Source organism: Thioclava sp. GXIMD4215 (assembly GCF_045291555.1).
Lineage (GTDB): Bacteria > Pseudomonadota > Alphaproteobacteria > Rhodobacterales > Rhodobacteraceae > Thioclava > Thioclava litoralis.
Genome location: NZ_CP149516.1, coordinates 436,775 through 452,753, shown reverse-complemented (window position 1 = coordinate 452,753; position 15,979 = coordinate 436,775). Strand labels below are relative to the sequence as shown.

Genomic DNA, 15,979 nt, shown 5'->3' with positions numbered 1-15,979 from the left:
GGCGCAGGCCCCGATCATCGAGATGAAAGACATCACCAAGCATTTCGGCAATGTCATCGCACTGAACGGGGTGACCTTCAATGTGCGCCCCGGAGAATGTCACTGCCTTCTGGGCGATAACGGGGCGGGGAAATCGACCTTTATCAAGACCATGTCGGGCGTGCACAAGCCCACATCCGGCACGATCACCTTTGACAACAAGCCCCTGTCCTTCAACAGCCCGCGTGACGCGATGGAGGCGGGGATTGCCACGGTGTTTCAGGATCTGGCGATGATCCCGCTGATGTCTGTCACCCGCAATTTCTTCATGGGGCGCGAGCCGACCAAGGGGCGGGGGCTTTTCAAGCGGCTCGATATCGAGAGCGCCAACCAGATCACGATGGAAGAGATGCGCAAGATGGGCATCAATCTGCGCGCCCCCGATCAGGCGGTGGGCACGCTTTCGGGCGGCGAGCGGCAGACAGTGGCGATTGCCCGCGCGGTCTATTTCGGGGCGAAGGTGCTGATCCTTGACGAGCCGACCTCGGCGCTGGGGGTACGCCAGACCTCCAACGTGCTGGCCACGATCGACCGTGTGCGGGCGCAGGGTGTGGGGGTGGTCTTCATCTCGCATAATGTGCGCCATGCCATGGCGGTGGGGGATCGTTTTACCGTGCTCAATCGTGGCCAGACACTGGGCACGGCGGAGCGTGGCAAGATCAGCTCTGCCGAGTTGCAGGACCTGATGGCGGGCGGGCAGGAACTGGCCAGCCTCGAAGGGTCGCTTGGCGGCACCATCTAGGCCACGGCCTTCGGGCAGCTTTGCCCGGAGGCATCCGAAAATCCAGCGCAGAACGGAGACCGTCATGACAGCGATGCTGCCCGAAACCCCGTTGGGGGTGGCCCTGATCGGCACGGGGTTCATGGGGAAATGTCACGCGATGGCGTGGAACAATGTGGCCACCGTGTTTGGCGGTGCGCGCCCGCGGCTGGAAGTGCTGTGTGATGCGGTCCCCGACAGGGCGCGCGCCTTGGCCCCGCAATTCGGCTTTGCCCGCAGCAGCGAGGCGTGGCAGAGCGTGATGGAGGATCCGTTGGTGGATGTGGTGTCGATCACCGTCCCGAACGGCCTGCATCTGCCGCTGGCCTGTGCCGCGCTTGAGGCGGGCAAGCATGTCTGGCTGGAAAAGCCGATGGCGCTGACGCTGAACGAGGCCGCGCAAATGGCCGCATCTGCCGCCTCCCGCCCCGATCTGGTGACGATGCTGGGCTATAACTATCTGCGTTCTCCGGCGTTTCAGGCTATGCGTGCGCTGGTCGAGGACGGCGCGCTGGGGCAGCTTTACAGCTTCCGAGGCGTCTATGACGAGGATTACGCGGCAGATCCCGATCTGCCCTGGTCCTGGCGGCATACGCTGCAAGACGGGGGGCTGGGCGCGTTGGGCGATCTTGGCTGCCATCTGGTCAGCCAGATGATCGCGCTGATGGGGCCGGTTGCGGGGCTCTGCGCGCAGACCCATATCGCGATCCCCGCACGCCCCTCGGCCACGGGCATGACGCCGGTGGAAAACGAGGATAGCGCAATGGCGATGTTGCGCTTTGCATCGGGGGCACAGGGCTCGTTTGCCACCTCGCGCGTGGCGCGGGGGCGCAAATGCCATCTGGCATGGGAGATCCACGGCAGCCTTGGCAGCCTGCGGTTCGATCAGGAACATATGAACGAATTCTGGCTGCACAGGCGTGGTGAGGCGGGGTTTACCCGCCACCTGACAGGGCCGGATCAGCCCGATTTCGGCGCATTCTGCCCCGCAGCGGGGCACAATTTCGGCTTTAACGAACAGAAAGTGGTCGAGGCGCGCGACCTGTTACAGGCCATTGCGGGCGGCCCTGCATGCGGGCCGGATTTTGCCCGTGGCCACGAGATCGAGACGGTGATCCATGCAATGGCGCGCTCGGGCGGGCAATGGATTGAACTCTAAAGACGTGATCCGCCGGAGGAGGCCGGATCGCAGGGAGGGACTTATGAAGACGTTGGATGTAATCACGATCGGTCGCGCGGGCGTTGATCTTTATGGCTCTCAGATCGGGGGCCGTCTGGAAGATATGGGGTCTTTCGAGAAATATATCGGGGGCAGCCCGACCAATATCGCTTGCGGCACGGCGCGTCTGGGGCTGCGCTCGGGGCTGATCACGCGGGTGGGCGACGAGCATATGGGCCGCTTCATCCGAGAGGAGCTTATGCGTCACGGGGTGAATGTCGAGGGGGTGAGCACCGATCCCGAGCGTCTGACGGCGCTGGTCATCCTCGGCATCCGTGACGAGGAACAGTTCCCGCTGATCTTCTACCGCGAGAATTGCGCCGATATGGCCCTGTGCGAGGCGGATATCGACGAGGGGCTGATTGCCCGGACGCGGTCGGTTCTGGCCACGGGCACCCATCTGTCGAACCCCAAAACGGAAGCGGCGACCCTGAAGGCGCTGAAGCTGGCGCGGCAGTATGGTGCAAAGACGGCGCTCGATATCGATTACCGTCCGAACCTCTGGGGGGTGGCAGGTCATGGCGAGGGCGAAAGCCGCTTTGTGGAATCTGCCGCTGTTACCGCCAAGCTACAGAAGAGCCTGCATTATTTCGACCTGATCGTGGGCACGGAAGAAGAGTTCCACATCGCGGGCGGCACGACCGACACCATCGCGGCGCTCAAGGCTGTGCGGGCGGTGTCGAACGCCACGCTGATCTGCAAACGCGGGGCGGCGGGCGCTGCGGCCTTTGAAGGCGCGATCCCCGACAGCCTTGACGGGGGCCAGACCGGCCCCGGCTTCCCGATTGAGGTGTTCAATGTGCTGGGCGCGGGCGACGGGTTCTTCTCGGGGCTTCTCAAGGGCTGGCTGGAGGGCGAAACCTGGCCCAAGGCGCTGGAATATGCCAATGCCTGCGGGGCCTTTGCTGTCTCGCGCCACGGCTGCACGCCGGCCTATCCCTCGCTAGAAGAACTCGACTTCTTTCTGAGCCGCGGCGTCACACAGCCCGATCTGCGCAATGACCGCGATCTCGAGCAGATCCATTGGGCCACCAATCGCCATCGCAGTCATGGCGGTGATTTCTCGGAGATGCGGGTCTTCGCCTTCGACCACCGTATGCAGCTTGAAGAGATGGAGGGCTATACGCTGAAGAAGGGGGGCGCCTTCAAAGAGCTGTGCCTCGAGGCCGCGCTGAAGGTCCAGCAAGGCCGCTCGGGCTACGGGATCCTGTGCGACAACCGTATCGGTCGCCATGCGTTGCATGCCGCCTCGGGCACGGGCCTGTGGATCGGGCGTCCCTGCGAATGGCCCGGCTCGCGCCCGCTGGAGCTTGAACCCGAGCTTGGCCCCGATTGTGGCGGGCTGAAGGAATGGGCGCGCGAGAATGTGGTGAAAGTGCTGTGTTTCTGTCACCCCGAGGATGATGCCGACATCTGGGCCAGACAACTGGATCGGGTCCGTAAACTCTATGCGGCCGCGCGGCGGAACAACCTCGAATTCCTGCTCGAGATCATCCCGTCGAAAGTGGCCGCGACCGATGACGACACCACGGCCCATCTGATCCGGCGCTTCTATGCCGAAGGGATCTATCCCGATTGGTGGAAGCTGGAGCCTTTGGCATCGCAGGCCGGATGGGCCAAGGCCTGCGATGCCATCGAGGCACATGACCGCCATACCCGTGGCATTGTCGTGCTGGGGCTGGATGCGCCCGAAGCCGAACTGGCGGCAAGCTTCGAGATCGCCGCAGGCTTTCCGCTGGTCAAGGGCTTTGCCGTGGGCCGCACGATCTTCGGCTCGGTGGCGCGTGACTGGTTGGCGGGACGGATGGGGGATGACGAGGCCGTGGCTGAAATGGCCACCCGCTATGCCCGTCTCGTAGATATCTGGGACAAGGCGCGGGCGGCAGCGACCGCTGTTGCTGCCGAATAGCCACAGCACCGGCGCGCCCCAGCGGGGGCGAAGCCGCCGATGCGCGCGCGCCGCGGGGTCAATCCCTGCGGCGCGCGCGACCCCCACCCGAAGACGGGGCCCCTTGAACGGGGGCACAGCAAAGGAAGATGACTATGGGCACGATCCGTATGACCGCCGCACAGGCGATGGTAAAATGGCTCAGCGTGCAGCTGACGCCCGAGGGCGAGCGGTATATCGAGGGGATCTGGGCGATCTTCGGCCACGGCAATGTCGCGGGCTTGGGGCAGGCGCTCGAGGAGATCGGTGCAGATTTCCCGACATGGCGCGGCCAGAATGAACAGACGATGGCCCATACGGCGCTGGCCTATAGCAAGGGACTGGCCCGCCGCCGCGCGATGGCGGTGACCTCCTCCATCGGGCCGGGGGCCACCAATCTCGTCACGGCGGCAGCACTTGCGCATGTGAACCGCCTGCCGATCCTGCTGATCCCCGGTGACGTCTTCGCCAATCGCCGCCCCGATCCGGTGCTGCAACAGGTCGAAGCCTTCGAGGATGGCACGCTCTCGGCCAATGACTGCCTGCGCCCCGTTTCGCGCTATTACGACCGGATCACGCGGCCCGAACATCTGCTTACAGCGCTCCCCCGCGCGCTGGCCACAATGACCGATCCGGCCTCCTGTGGCCCCGTCACGCTGGCCTTCTGTCAGGATGTGCAATCGGAACCCTATGAGTACCCGGCCGAATTCTTCACCCCCAGAACCTGGCATATCCGCCGCCCCGCGCCCGATGCGCGCGAGCTGGAAAACGCCATTGCGATGATCCGCGCGGCCCGAAGCCCTGTCATCGTCGCAGGCGGCGGGGTGATCTATTCCCGGGCCGAGGCCATGCTGGCCGAGTTTGCCACCCGCCACAATATCCCCGTCGTCGAGACGCAGGCGGGCAAGTCGGCGCTCTCGCAATTCCACCCGATGAATTTTGGCGCCTCCGGTGTCGATGGCTCGGCTGCCGCCAATGCCGCCTCGCGCCGCGCTGATCTGGTGATCGGGATCGGCACGCGGCTGCAGGATTTCACCACCGGCTCGCGCACGCTCTTTGCCAATCCCGGGGCAAGGCGTCTGTCGATCAATGTCGCGGCCTATGATGCGGTGAAACATGGGGCCGAGCCCCTGATGGCCGATGCCAAAGTGGCGCTCGCGGCGCTTACGGCAGGGCTTGGGGAGTATCGCGCCGGGGAGGCCGACCAGAGCGCGCGCGAGGATTGGCTGCGCGCTGTGACGCATCATTGCCGCGACCGCAGCGACGAGCGGGCGACAGGCGAACGCCCTCTTGATGCCGAAGTCATCGGTGCGGTCCAGCGCGCCGCCCCCGAAAGCATCGTGATGTGCGCCGCCGGCACCATGCCCGGCGCGCTCAAGCTGCTCTGGCAGCCAATGCAGGGCGGCTATCACATGGAATATGGCTATAGCTGCATGGGCTACGAGATCGCAGGCGGCATGGGGCTCAAACTTGCCAATCCTGACCGCGAGGTGATCTGCTTTGTGGGCGACGGCTCCTATATGATGGCCAATTCGGAACTGGCCACAGCGGTGATGCGGCGTATCCCCTTCACCGTGGTGCTGACCGATAATGCGGGCTATGGCTGTATCAACCGCCTGCAGACGCTGGGCTGCGGCGGCAATCCGTTCAACAATATGTATGTCGATTGCACCATCGAGGCCCAGCCGCGGATCGACTATGCGGCCCATGCGGCATCCATGGGCGCATATGCGGTGAAGGCGAAAGATATCAAGGACCTGGAGGCGCAGCTGGTACTGGCCCGCACCCGCGATCTCCCGACCGTGATCGTGATCGAGACCACGGCAAAAGACTTCCCCGGCACCGGTATCGAGACCACGGCCGGCGAGGCCGGGCAGTTCTGGGATGTCGCCATTCCCGCCACGGGCCACGCCCCCAACCGTGCCGCCGCCTATCAGCGTTACATCGACAACATCACCCGACAGCAGACCGTCAACTGACATGCGCGCCGGAGGGCCCCCGCAGGGGGGCTCCGACGCCGCGTGCAGGGGGCTCGATGCCCCCAATCGCGGCCCGCAACCGTAAAAGGAGAGTTCCATGATCAAATTCGGCACCAACCCCATCGCATGGGCCAATGATGACGACCAGTCCATCGGCGCGGATATCCCCACCGCGCGCATCCTTGACGAGGCGGGCCGTCTGATCGGCTTCGACGGGATCGAGAACGGCCATCGCTGGCCGCAGGACGACCCCGAAGCCCTGCGCAGTCTGCTGGCGCAATACGGGCTCGTTTTCATCTCGGGCTGGTATTCCACCGAACTCCTGACCCGCTCGGTGGAAGAGGAAATCGCAGCCGTTCAGGGGCATCTGGCCAAACTCAAACACAATGGCTGCAAGGTCTGCATCGTGTGCGAATGCTCCAATACCGTCCACGGACAGCCCCTGACACCCGTCAATGACCGCCCCGTGCTGAACGCCGCCGAAATGGCCGGGTTCGGGGCCAAGATGGAAGCCTTTGCGGCCTATCTGGCGGGCGAGGGCGTGACGCTGGCCTATCATCACCATATGGGCTCCGTTGTGGAAAGCCCCGCAGATATCGATGCTTTCATGGCCGCCACCGGTCCCGCAACCCATCTGCTGTTCGATGCGGGCCATTGCGCCTTCGGCGGTGGCGATCCGGCACTGGTGCTGGCCCGCCATATCAAGCGCGTCGCGCATTTCCATGCCAAGAATATCCGCCCCGAGATCACGGCCAAGGTGCGTGCTGAAAACCTCTCCTTCCTGCAAGGCGTGCGGGCGGGGGCGTTCACCGTACCCGGCGATCAGGAGGGCGCGGTCGATTTCGCGCCGCTTCTGCGGATCCTCCGGCAGAACGGCTATGACGGCTGGATCGTGATCGAGGCAGAGCAAGACCCCCATGAACGCAATCCGCTCCTGTATCAGACCCTCGGGTTGCATACGCTCAAACGGATCGCGAAAGAGGTCGGATTCGATCTCGTCCCGTCCCCGCACCCCGAGACCGTCGGGGCCTGAGCCTGCGATTTCATGCCTGTTGGAGACCCTAGGATGACACAGCCTTTCCAGCTTGCCGCCTGCGCCGAGATGCTCTGGCGCGACAAACCCATCGAATGGCGCGCCGCGCGCCTGACCGAGCAAGGTCTCGGCGTGGGGCTTTGGAACTGGCCCGATCACGATCTGGCCAAGCTCGAAGCGGTGGGGGCCGATTATACGATCATGAACGGCTATCTCGAAGGACGGCTGGCCGATGCGGAGGGGGCGGATCTGCTCCTCGCCTCGGCCCGCGAGACGATCAAGGTGGGCAAGCGGCTTGGCGTGCGTCGGCTCAATCTGCACGGCACCGGTCTGGGCGAGGGCGGTTTGCCGATCTGGCGGCACGAGACGGTCACGGGGCCGATGTGGCTGAAAGCTCGCGACACGCTCGAGCGGATCTGCGATCTGGCCGCCGAGGAGGGCGTGGTCTTTACCTTGGAAAATCTCAACCAAATGGACCATCCGGGCTGTCCTTTCGGGGCGACGGGGGATGTTCTGGCGCTTGTGTCTTCGATTGACCGCCCCGAGCTGCGGATGAATCTCGACCTCTATCATACGCAGATCGGGGAGGGGGATCTGTTGCGCTGGTGCGAGAAATCCCTGCCTTGGATCGGCGAGCTGCAGGTAGCCGACACGCCCGGTCGTTGCGAGCCGGGCACTGGCGAGATCAATTATCCGGTCATCGCCCGTGGCTTGCAGGCGATGGGCTATCATGGGCCTGTCGGGCTGGAGGCATGGGCGCAGGGCGATAGCGATGCAGCCGTTGCGGCCTTCGTCGCGGCCTTCACCCTCTAGGGCACGGCCCCACAGCCTTTACACGCCCTGCTGTCCGGCCCTGTCCCGTCGGGGGCAGGGCATCGCGACAAAAAGCATCACTCCAGCAGAATCTATCAACTGGCGCGCAGATACGGTATAAACGGCTTTGTTTTGTCGTTTAGACTGGTCGCGACCTATTGATGAGGAAGGGTGCATGAGCCGCAATACCACGATTGGTCCGTGTTCCGAAACGATGCCTCAGGCGGCAAGAACGCGGTATATTGATTTCATGGCGCATCAACATGTGGCCGACGAGAATTCCATTCAGATCGATAGCTATAAAGCCGATATCATCACGCTGACCCCCGCGCACCGGCAGGCGCTGCACGAACTGACGGTCTCGGTGTTCTGGCCCCATCGCGCGCGGGATCTGGATGTGTTTCTGGCGCTCGGGCGGGGCTATCTGGCGATAGACGGAATCGGACGTCCCTTGGGGTCGGCGATGTATTTTCCGGTGGGCGAGGATTACGCCATGTTCGGGATGATGATCACCACACCGCGTCTGCAAAGCTACGGGGCAGGCGCGCGCCTCTTGCGGCGGATCATGCGCGATTGTGAAGGCCGCGACCTGCGGCTGTCTGCCACCCGTGCAGCCTACCGTCTTTATGAATATGCCGGTTTCGTGCCGGTGGGCACGATCTGGCAGCATCAGGGTATCGTGCGGCCCATGCGGCCGCCCACCGCTGTGCCGGGGCTGGAGGTGCGCCCGCTGGAGCCTGCCGATCTGGCGCAGATCCACGCGCTTGACAGCCATGCCTACGGGGCCGATCGTCATGCGATGCTGGAGATGTTCGTGAGGCTTTCCGACGGGATGGTGGCCCTGCGAGAGGGTCGGGTGGTGGGCTATGCGCTCAAACGCGACTTCGGAAAGGGCGTGGTGATCGGGCCGCTTGTGGCCGAGAATGACCGCATCGCCATGCAGCTGGCAACTCCGCTCCTACAGGCGCTGGAGGGCCAGTTCGCCCGTCTGGATACGCCGGTTGAAAGCGAGCAATTCGCGGCCTTTCTGGCATCGGCGGGACTCGGGGTCTTCGATACCGTCACCGAAATGCGCAATGGCGTGATGCGGCGCCCGCAGGACGGGCTACAGATCTACGGGCTTTCGGCGCATTCTCTGGGATGATCCGGGCTCTGGGATGATCCGGGTTTTGGGATGATCCGGGTTTTGGGATGATCTGCCCTGATAGCCCCCCCGCGGGGCGTCCGGCAGGACACCGGCGCCATCGTAACAGAAAACGCCCCGCGAGGGAAAACCTGCGGGGCGCCAGTCGGGATGTGCGTCAGAGCCCGCTCAGGCTTTCTGCGCCAGATGCGCGGCAATCGCTGCGATATGCTCCGAGCCGATCCCGCAGCATCCGCCCACCATCGTGGCCCCTGCCGCGATCCACTGATCGACCCATTGCAGATAGCCCGCCGGCGTCAGATCCTTGCGAACCTGCGAGAGCACTTCATTGGCGGCCCCGTCATCATCTTGCGATTCAAAGGCATTGGCATAGATGCCGATCGGCAGTTGTGCGTCGCCAAAGGCGGCACGGGCGGCCTTGATGGCGGGTTCCATGACTTCGGGCATGGAGCAGTTGAACAGCAGCGCCTCGGCCCCCAGTTCCTGCGCCAGACGGGCAGCCTCCGCGACGCTCTCACCGCTGCGCAGGGCCGGAGGCTGGTCCAGTGCCCCTTCGCTGTCATGCAGGGTGAAGGACAGCCAGACCGGCTTGCCGCTGGATTTGGCGGCGGCGACGGCACAGCGGGCCTCGGCAAGGCTGCTGAGCGTTTCGGCCACCCACAGATCGACCTTGTCCTGCATCGCGCCGACCAGCATGTCGAGGATCGGGCGGGCGATGGCCGCGTCGAAAGCTTCGGGCATATAGGAGCCGCAGGGCGGCGGCAGGCTGCCTGCCACGCGCGCGCCCGGGAATTTGTCGGCGGCGGCGCGGGCCAGACGGGCGGCATCGGTTGCCAGAGCGGCCCCATCGCGGGCAAAGCGCTCTTCGCCCAGATGGAAAGGCACGACGGCATAGCTATTGGTGGTGATGACCTGCGCACCGGCTTTCAGGAAGGCCTCATGCGCGACCTGCACGATCTCGGGGGTTTCGATCAGCGCGACCGCCGACCATTCGGGTTGGCGCAGTTCGGCCCCCCAATGTTGCAATTCGCGGCTCATGCCGCCGTCGAGGAGAGTGATGGTGGTCATTGAAAGGGTCCTCCAATCGCGCTTATCGCGCAGGGCTTAGGAAATCGGCGGCCAACCGGCTGAGGGCTCTTGCCGAAAGCGTGATGGCGCTTTCATCGGGTTGGTAATCCGAATTGTGCAGGCGGTCATCCCGACCGGGCTGGCCCGAGCCGACATGGAATTGCAGCGCGGGCAGACGTTCGGAGAAATAGGAAAAATCCTCGGCTCCGAAATCGGTGCCCGTCTGCGTATGGGGAGCGGTGCCGAAATGCGCGCTCAGGCTGGTCAGGGCACGGTCGACCAGCGTTTTGTCATTTTGCAACGCAGGCGCACCGCGCAGATAGGTGACCTCGGCCCGGACCCCGAGCGCACGGGCGGTATCGGTGCAGATCTGGCGGAAGCGTTCCTCGGCCATGTCGCGGGTCTGTGCCGAGCGGCAACGGATCGTGCCTTTGAAGCTACAGCTATCGGGGATGATATTTTCGGTGAACCCGCCCGCGATCTGGCCGATGGTCAGCACCATCGGGTCGGCGGGGTCCATCCGGCGCGACACGATGGTCTGCAACTGTGTGATGATATGCGCGCAGGCCACGATCGGGTCCAGCGCAAGATGTGGCCGCGCGGCATGGCCCGAAGACCCGAGAACCGTCACGCAGAATTCATCGCTCGAGGCGGTGCTGGCGCCGTGGATCAGGCGCAGCTCTCCTGCGGGGAGTTCCGGCTGGTTGTGGAAGGCGATGGCCATATCGGCGCCCTCCGCAGCCCCGTCTGCGATCATCGCGGCGGCACCGCTTTCAACGGTTTCCTCGGCAGGCTGGAACACCAGTCGCACCCGTCCGGCAAGCTCTTGTGTCAGATCTCTGAGCACATAGGCCGCCCCCAGCAGGGCCGATGTATGGATATCATGTCCGCAGGCATGCATCGCGCCCTGTATCTGCGAGGCGAAGGGCAGATCCGTGCGCTCATCGATGGGCAGGGCATCCATATCGGCGCGCAGGATCAGGCAGGGGCCGGGCAGGGCCCCCGTGATCTCGGCAATCACGCCGGTGCGTCCGATACCGGTGGTGACCTCAAGCCCCATCTGCCGTAATTCATGCGCGACCAGATCCGCCGTCCGCTGCGTTTCAAAGCCGATTTCCGGATGGGCGTGGATGTCGCGGCGCAGCGCGACCAGATGCGGGGCGATCTCGGCCACCTTGTCATCGATCCGGCGCGTCAGATCGTTGATGCCCGTCTTGCTTGGTGGGAAGTGGGTCATGCTACACTCGCAGAGGCGTTGGGAGTTTCTCCTTGGCATCAATTATACGATTGTGCAACAAAAAGCCGAAACAGTCCGCACAGAAGGAACATGACAATGCCCGAGACGGTCATTCACGGCGTCTATCTGAGCCAGACTCTGGACCTTGAGGCGCTGTATGGCGCGGCCTTGCATGCGCAAGGTGCCGATGTCGTGCTCTGTCGCCCCGAGGAGGTGACCGATCCGTCCGCGATCCGCTTCGCGATCTGCTGGCTGCCCGAAGACACGGCCTTTGCGCCCTATCCGAACCTGCATTTGGCGATGTCGATCGGGGCGGGGGTGGATGCGCTTCTGGCGCATCCGGGGCTTGAGGGGCAAGGCCCGCGCCCGCCCGTGCAGATCGCGCGGGTGCGCGACCCGCATCAGGCCGATCTCATGGCCGGTTTCGCGGCCCATGAGGTGCTGCATCACGAACGGTCCTTTGGCGCGCTGGCCACGCAGGCGCAGGCGCGGTGCTGGGCCCCGCTGCCCTTGCGAGCACCTGCGGCGTCTGTGGTGGCGGTGCTGGGGCATGGCACGATGGGGCGGGCCGTGGCGCGCGCGATGCGGGCCTTGGGGTTCAGGGTGCGGGTGGCCTGCCGGTCCCTGCCCGAGACCGCGGCCCGCATCGAAGGGGTGGAATACTGTTTTGGCCCCGAGGCCATGCGGGAGGCCGCACAGGAGGCGCGCTATCTGGTCAATGTGCTGCCCTTGACCCCTGCCACCGAGAATGTGCTGCAGGGCGCGCTTTTCGCCTGTCTGGCGCAGGGAGCCTATCTGGTGCAGATCGGTCGGGGCGAACATCTGGTCGAGGCCGATTTGCTGGCCGCCTTGGAGTCGGGGCAGCTGGCGGGTGCGACGCTGGATGTGTTCCGCACCGAACCGCTGCCGCAAGATCATCCGTTCTGGACACATCCGCTGCTGCGGATCACGCCGCATGTGGCCAGTGACTCTTTGCCAGACGTCGTGGCCGAGCAGGTCGTGCAGACCGCAAGAGAGCTGCGGGACGGGGCGGCACTGACCTATCTGGTCGATCGCCTGCGCGGCTACTAAGCCCGCTTCGCCAACCATCCTTTGTCAAGCGCCATAGGAAACGGGCCCCGAAGGGCCCGTTGCAAGAGGTCTGTGCAAGCAGATCCGGTACGCGCCGGATTAGCGGCTTTCTTCCAGCACGGCTTTCTGCGCACTGGCGGCCACGGCGGTATAGGTGCCGTTGGCATCGGGGGTTGCGGCTGTCTCGCCCGTGCCCGGCTGACGCACGGGACGGTGATTGAGCCGCGCGGCCACAAGGCTGAACAGCACCCATCCCGCAAAGGTCACCAGACCGCCATACATCATTGCCTGCGTGCCCGTGGCATAAAGCGCATAAAGGCTGTAGAGGGCGGCGATGATGGCCACGATATTGGTGGTCCGCGCCGCAGAATCCGGCACTTTCTCGGCATGCTGCAACGAGCTGAGTGCCGACATCGACAGGATATAGGGGATCAGGTTGGTCATCACCGCCAGATTGACCAGCAAGGAGAATTGTGTGTTCAGCGTGGGGCTGATGGTCATCAGCGACAGTGCCGTTTGCGCCAGCGTGATCACGCAGATCCCGACGATCGGCGCGCCGGATTGGGTGACTTTGGCGAAGAAGGGCAGGAAATAGCCCGTAACAGCCGAAGACCGCGCCACCTCGGCAATGGTGAACTGCCAGCCCAGCAGCGAACCGAAGCACGAGATCACCATCAGGCCGATCACGATCTTGCCCACGGTCGGGTCCATGATCTGGGCGAAAACCAGGCCGAACGGCGCATTCGAGGCCGCAAGCTGGTCAATCGGCACGATCCCCGCGATCACGCTGGTCGAGGCAATATACAGCAACGCCGTGATGCCGGTCGCGATTAGCACGGCAAGGGGGATATTGCGTTTGGGGTTTTCCACCGCATCGCCGTTGGCGCTGGCCGATTCCAGCCCCAGAAACGCCCAGAGCGTGACCGAGATCGAGGCGCTCAACGCCTGGAAGGTCGGCATGTCATGGGGGTTCCATGCCGCGACATAGCGGCTGGGGTCAAACCAGAACCAGCCCAGAAGGGCGATACCCGCCACCGGCAGGATCACGCCCCAGACGGTAAAGGTGCCCAGCTTCCCCGTGATCTTCGGGCCGCCGAAATTGAGCACCGAAGCCAGCCACAGGCAGCCGATGGTCAGCAATCCCGTCATCAGCGGTGAAAGTTCCACCCCAAGGAACGAGGCCCCATAGCCCACCGTCGTGACCGCAATCGCCACATTGGCGATAACCAGCGACACGAAATAGGTATAGTTGGTCATGAAGTTGCCGGACCGGCCATGCGCATATTCGGCATAGCCGCCCATCCCGCCTTGGTGGTTGGAATAGGTGCCCGCCCGTGCGAACGCATAGGCCAGAAGCATGGCACCGATGGCGGTGACAATCCATGACAGGACCGAGATATTGCCCACCTGCGCAAGGTTCGCAGGCAGCAAGATGATGCCGGAGCCCATCATGTTCACCACCGTGATCGTGGTTAACGAGACAAGGCCCATCCGGTTTTCTTGTTTATGTGCCATTACGGGGTTCCTTAATTTTTAAGCACGTAACCATAGGCGCGGATGTATCCGTCGGCCTCGGTTTTCAGGTGGACGCCCTGCAATTCGGGCGCGAAACCGGGCAGTTTGTTGATGCCTTCCTCAAGGGTCAGGAAGTAATCGCGCGTCAGGTCGGTCCAGGCTTCGCCGGGGACGACACACAGGATGCCCGGCGGATAGGGCAGCGCCCCTTCGGCACAGATGCGGCCCGAAATCTCGCTCAACGGCACCAGATCCACATTGCCGCGCTGGAAGTCCCAGTTTGCCTCATGTGCAGGGCGGCGCACCGGCGGGAAATTCGGCTCGCGGAACATGGCCTTCTGCATCTGCTTGACGTTCTTGTCCTTGTAGAAATCATGCATTTCCTGACAGAGCTGCCGGATCGTGTAGCCGCGATAGCGGGCCGCATGCTCGGTATAGATCCCGGGCAGAACACGCGCCAAGGGCTGGTCCTGCTGTACGGCCTCTTCAAAGCGGATCAGCGTGGCCACCAGATTCTGCATCTTGGTGATCAGCTCGGCAGGCGTCATCAGGAACAGGATCGAGTTGAGATCGGCCTTCTCGTTGATGATATGGTTGTCGCGCAGGAAATTCGCCAGAATATTCGCGGGAATACCGAAATCCTCGTAATCGAAGCTTTCGACCTTCAGCCCCGGTGTGGTCAGCAGAAGCTTGTTCGGGTCAACGAAATACTGCCCCTTCTTGTAGCCCTCGAACCCATGCCAGTCGTCTTCGGGATCGAAGGCGAAATAGGCGCGGTCGTTCATGATTTCTTCGGTCGGGGCATCTTCCCACAGCCGCCCATAGACCTTCTTGGGCACGAAAGGACGGATCATCGAACATTGGCGCAGGATCATCTTGCGCGCCTCGATGCCGACCCGCAGCGCATTGGCCCAAAGCCGTTTGCCGCCGCCATCGGCATGCATCTTCGCGTTCACCTCCAGCGCCGCGAACATCGGATAGAACGGGCTGGTCGAATAATGCATCATGTAGGAATTGTTGAAGCGGTCGCCATTGATATAGCGCGGCTCCGAGGCGATATGCGCGTCCTTTTTGTGGATCTGCGAGGCCTGCGAGAACCCGGCCTGCTGTTTATGCACGCTCTGGGTGACGATGATGCCGGGATCCTCGGGTTTGAGATCGAGAAGCAGCGGCGAGCAATCCGACATGATCGGAATGAACTGCTCGTAGCCGACCCAGGCGCTGTCAAACAGGATATAGTCGCACAGCTTGCCGATACGGTCGATGACCTGACGCGCGTTGTAGATGGTGCCGTCATAGGTGCCAAGCTGGATCACGGCCAGCCGGATCGGGCGCTCGGCCTTGGCCCGCTCGGGGTCGATCCGTGCGATCCGCTCGCGGATATAGCTTTCCTCGAAGCAATGCTCGTCGATCCCGCCGATCAGCCCGTAGGCATTGCGCGCGGTTTCCAGATAGATCGGCGTCGCCTGCGACAGGAAGAGCGCGCCGTGATGGACCGACTTATGGTTGTTGCGGTCAAACAGCACCAGATCCCCGGGGGTCAGGATGGCGTTCAATGCGATCTTGTTCGAGGTCGAAGTGCCGTTGAGCACCAGATAGGTGCAATCCGAATTGAACACACGGGCGGCGTGCATTTCGGCCTGTTTGGGCAGCCCTTCATGGATCAGCAGATCGCCCATCTTCACATCGGCATTGCACAGGTCCGTGCGGAACAGGTTCTCGCCATAGAATTCATAGAAGCGGCGGCCTGCGGGGTGGCGCTGGAAAAACTGTCCGCCCTGATGGCCGGGGCAGTCGAACTGGGCATAGCCTTCCCGCTCGTATTGGGTGAGTTCGCGGAAGAAGGGCGGCAGAACATCATGGTCGAATTTGGCTGCCGCCACTTCGACCATACGTCCGAAATACTCGACATTGTTTTCTTCGCGCGCCAGAACGCCGGTCAGCCCTTTCAGGCCGGGCGTGGTATTTGGGTCTTCGTCCGAGACGGCAAAAACCGGAATATTGAAGCCCAGTGCCTGCACATGGTCGAGAAGACCGGCATCAATATCCGCTTCGGAAAGAACCACCGCCGATACATCGGTAAAATTGGTGCTTTTTACGGAAACTGTTGCACGGTCTGTGCGAAGATACTCTTCGATCTCGGGGCTGAACGCAATCTTTCCAACAGGAATGGA

General features: G+C 63.2%; 12 protein-coding genes. 8 read left to right on the top strand and 4 right to left on the bottom strand.

What is annotated here, in order from left to right:
* Positions 1–22: 22 nt before the first annotated feature.
* The 7 genes from WDB86_RS16400 (at position 23) to WDB86_RS16370 (ending at position 8,914) form a co-directional block, all read left to right on the top strand.
* Positions 23–781, top strand: coding sequence for an ATP-binding cassette domain-containing protein (locus tag WDB86_RS16400; protein ID WP_406737083.1), 759 nt, complete (start codon positions 23–25; stop codon positions 779–781).
* Positions 782–845: 64 nt separating this feature from the next.
* Complete coding sequence (locus WDB86_RS16395; RefSeq protein WP_341485788.1) at positions 846–1,958, top strand: Gfo/Idh/MocA family oxidoreductase; 1,113 nt, start codon at positions 846–848, stop codon at positions 1,956–1,958.
* Positions 1,959–2,001: 43 nt separating this feature from the next.
* Positions 2,002–3,927, top strand: coding sequence for a 5-dehydro-2-deoxygluconokinase (gene iolC / locus WDB86_RS16390; RefSeq protein ID WP_341485787.1), 1,926 nt, complete (start codon positions 2,002–2,004; stop codon positions 3,925–3,927).
* 134 nt (positions 3,928–4,061) lie between these two features.
* Positions 4,062–5,924, top strand: a complete 1,863-nt coding sequence (gene iolD, locus WDB86_RS16385) for a 3D-(3,5/4)-trihydroxycyclohexane-1,2-dione acylhydrolase (decyclizing) (RefSeq protein WP_339109663.1) — start codon at positions 4,062–4,064, stop codon at positions 5,922–5,924.
* A 97-nt stretch (positions 5,925–6,021) separates the two neighbouring features.
* Positions 6,022–6,957 carry a myo-inosose-2 dehydratase gene (gene iolE, locus WDB86_RS16380; protein WP_341485785.1) on the top strand — a complete coding sequence of 312 codons (936 nt, stop codon included), beginning with the start codon at positions 6,022–6,024 and terminating at the stop codon, positions 6,955–6,957.
* Between the two features lie 33 nt (positions 6,958–6,990).
* The gene (locus WDB86_RS16375) at positions 6,991–7,770 is read left to right on the top strand and encodes a TIM barrel protein (protein WP_330647034.1); all 780 of its coding nucleotides are present in this window, start codon (positions 6,991–6,993) and stop codon (positions 7,768–7,770) included.
* Positions 7,771–7,945: 175 nt separating this feature from the next.
* Positions 7,946–8,914, top strand: coding sequence for a GNAT family N-acetyltransferase (locus WDB86_RS16370; RefSeq protein ID WP_406737077.1), 969 nt, complete (start codon positions 7,946–7,948; stop codon positions 8,912–8,914).
* A gap of 168 nt (positions 8,915–9,082) precedes the next feature.
* Here the strand turns inward: WDB86_RS16370 and WDB86_RS16365 are convergent, their stop codons facing one another.
* Both WDB86_RS16365 and WDB86_RS16360 read right to left on the bottom strand, forming a co-directional pair.
* Complete coding sequence (locus WDB86_RS16365; RefSeq protein WP_330647036.1) at positions 9,083–9,982, bottom strand: homocysteine S-methyltransferase family protein; 900 nt, start codon at positions 9,980–9,982, stop codon at positions 9,083–9,085.
* Between the two features lie 22 nt (positions 9,983–10,004).
* The gene (locus WDB86_RS16360; RefSeq protein WP_341485783.1) at positions 10,005–11,219 is read right to left on the bottom strand and encodes a M20 family metallopeptidase; all 1,215 of its coding nucleotides are present in this window, start codon (positions 11,217–11,219) and stop codon (positions 10,005–10,007) included.
* A gap of 96 nt (positions 11,220–11,315) precedes the next feature.
* Here WDB86_RS16360 and WDB86_RS16355 point away from each other — a divergent pair, with 96 nt between their 5' ends.
* Entirely contained in the window at positions 11,316–12,290 is a 975-nt protein-coding gene (locus WDB86_RS16355; protein WP_406737076.1) for an NAD(P)-dependent oxidoreductase, read from the top strand.
* A gap of 99 nt (positions 12,291–12,389) precedes the next feature.
* Here the strand turns inward: WDB86_RS16355 and potE are convergent, their stop codons facing one another.
* Together potE and speC are read right to left on the bottom strand one after the other, a co-directional pair.
* Positions 12,390–13,805 (bottom strand): putrescine-ornithine antiporter, encoded by a 1,416-nt coding sequence (gene potE, locus WDB86_RS16350; RefSeq protein ID WP_330647040.1) that lies wholly within the window; start codon positions 13,803–13,805, stop codon positions 12,390–12,392.
* Between the two features lie 11 nt (positions 13,806–13,816).
* Positions 13,817–15,976: an ornithine decarboxylase gene (speC, locus tag WDB86_RS16345; protein ID WP_341485923.1), complete on the bottom strand. Its 2,160-nt coding sequence runs from the start codon at positions 15,974–15,976 to the stop codon at positions 13,817–13,819.
* Between the last annotated feature and the right edge of the window lie 3 nt (positions 15,977–15,979).

Excerpts from the sequence above, each read along its gene's own strand:
- WDB86_RS16400 (WP_406737083.1), top strand. The coding sequence starts at position 23 with ATGAAAGACATCACCAAGCATTTCGGCAATGTCATCGCACTGAACGGG.
- WDB86_RS16395 (WP_341485788.1), top strand. The coding sequence starts at position 846 with ATGACAGCGATGCTGCCCGAAACCCCGTTGGGGGTGGCCCTGATCGGC.
- iolC (WP_341485787.1), top strand. The coding sequence starts at position 2,002 with ATGAAGACGTTGGATGTAATCACGATCGGTCGCGCGGGCGTTGATCTT.
- iolD (WP_339109663.1), top strand. The coding sequence starts at position 4,062 with ATGGGCACGATCCGTATGACCGCCGCACAGGCGATGGTAAAATGGCTC.
- iolE (WP_341485785.1), top strand. The coding sequence starts at position 6,022 with ATGATCAAATTCGGCACCAACCCCATCGCATGGGCCAATGATGACGAC.
- WDB86_RS16375 (WP_330647034.1), top strand. The coding sequence starts at position 6,991 with ATGACACAGCCTTTCCAGCTTGCCGCCTGCGCCGAGATGCTCTGGCGC.
- WDB86_RS16370 (WP_406737077.1), top strand. The coding sequence starts at position 7,946 with ATGAGCCGCAATACCACGATTGGTCCGTGTTCCGAAACGATGCCTCAG.
- WDB86_RS16365 (WP_330647036.1), bottom strand. The coding sequence starts at position 9,982 with ATGACCACCATCACTCTCCTCGACGGCGGCATGAGCCGCGAATTGCAA.
- WDB86_RS16360 (WP_341485783.1), bottom strand. The coding sequence starts at position 11,219 with ATGACCCACTTCCCACCAAGCAAGACGGGCATCAACGATCTGACGCGC.
- WDB86_RS16355 (WP_406737076.1), top strand. The coding sequence starts at position 11,316 with ATGCCCGAGACGGTCATTCACGGCGTCTATCTGAGCCAGACTCTGGAC.
- potE (WP_330647040.1), bottom strand. The coding sequence starts at position 13,805 with ATGGCACATAAACAAGAAAACCGGATGGGCCTTGTCTCGTTAACCACG.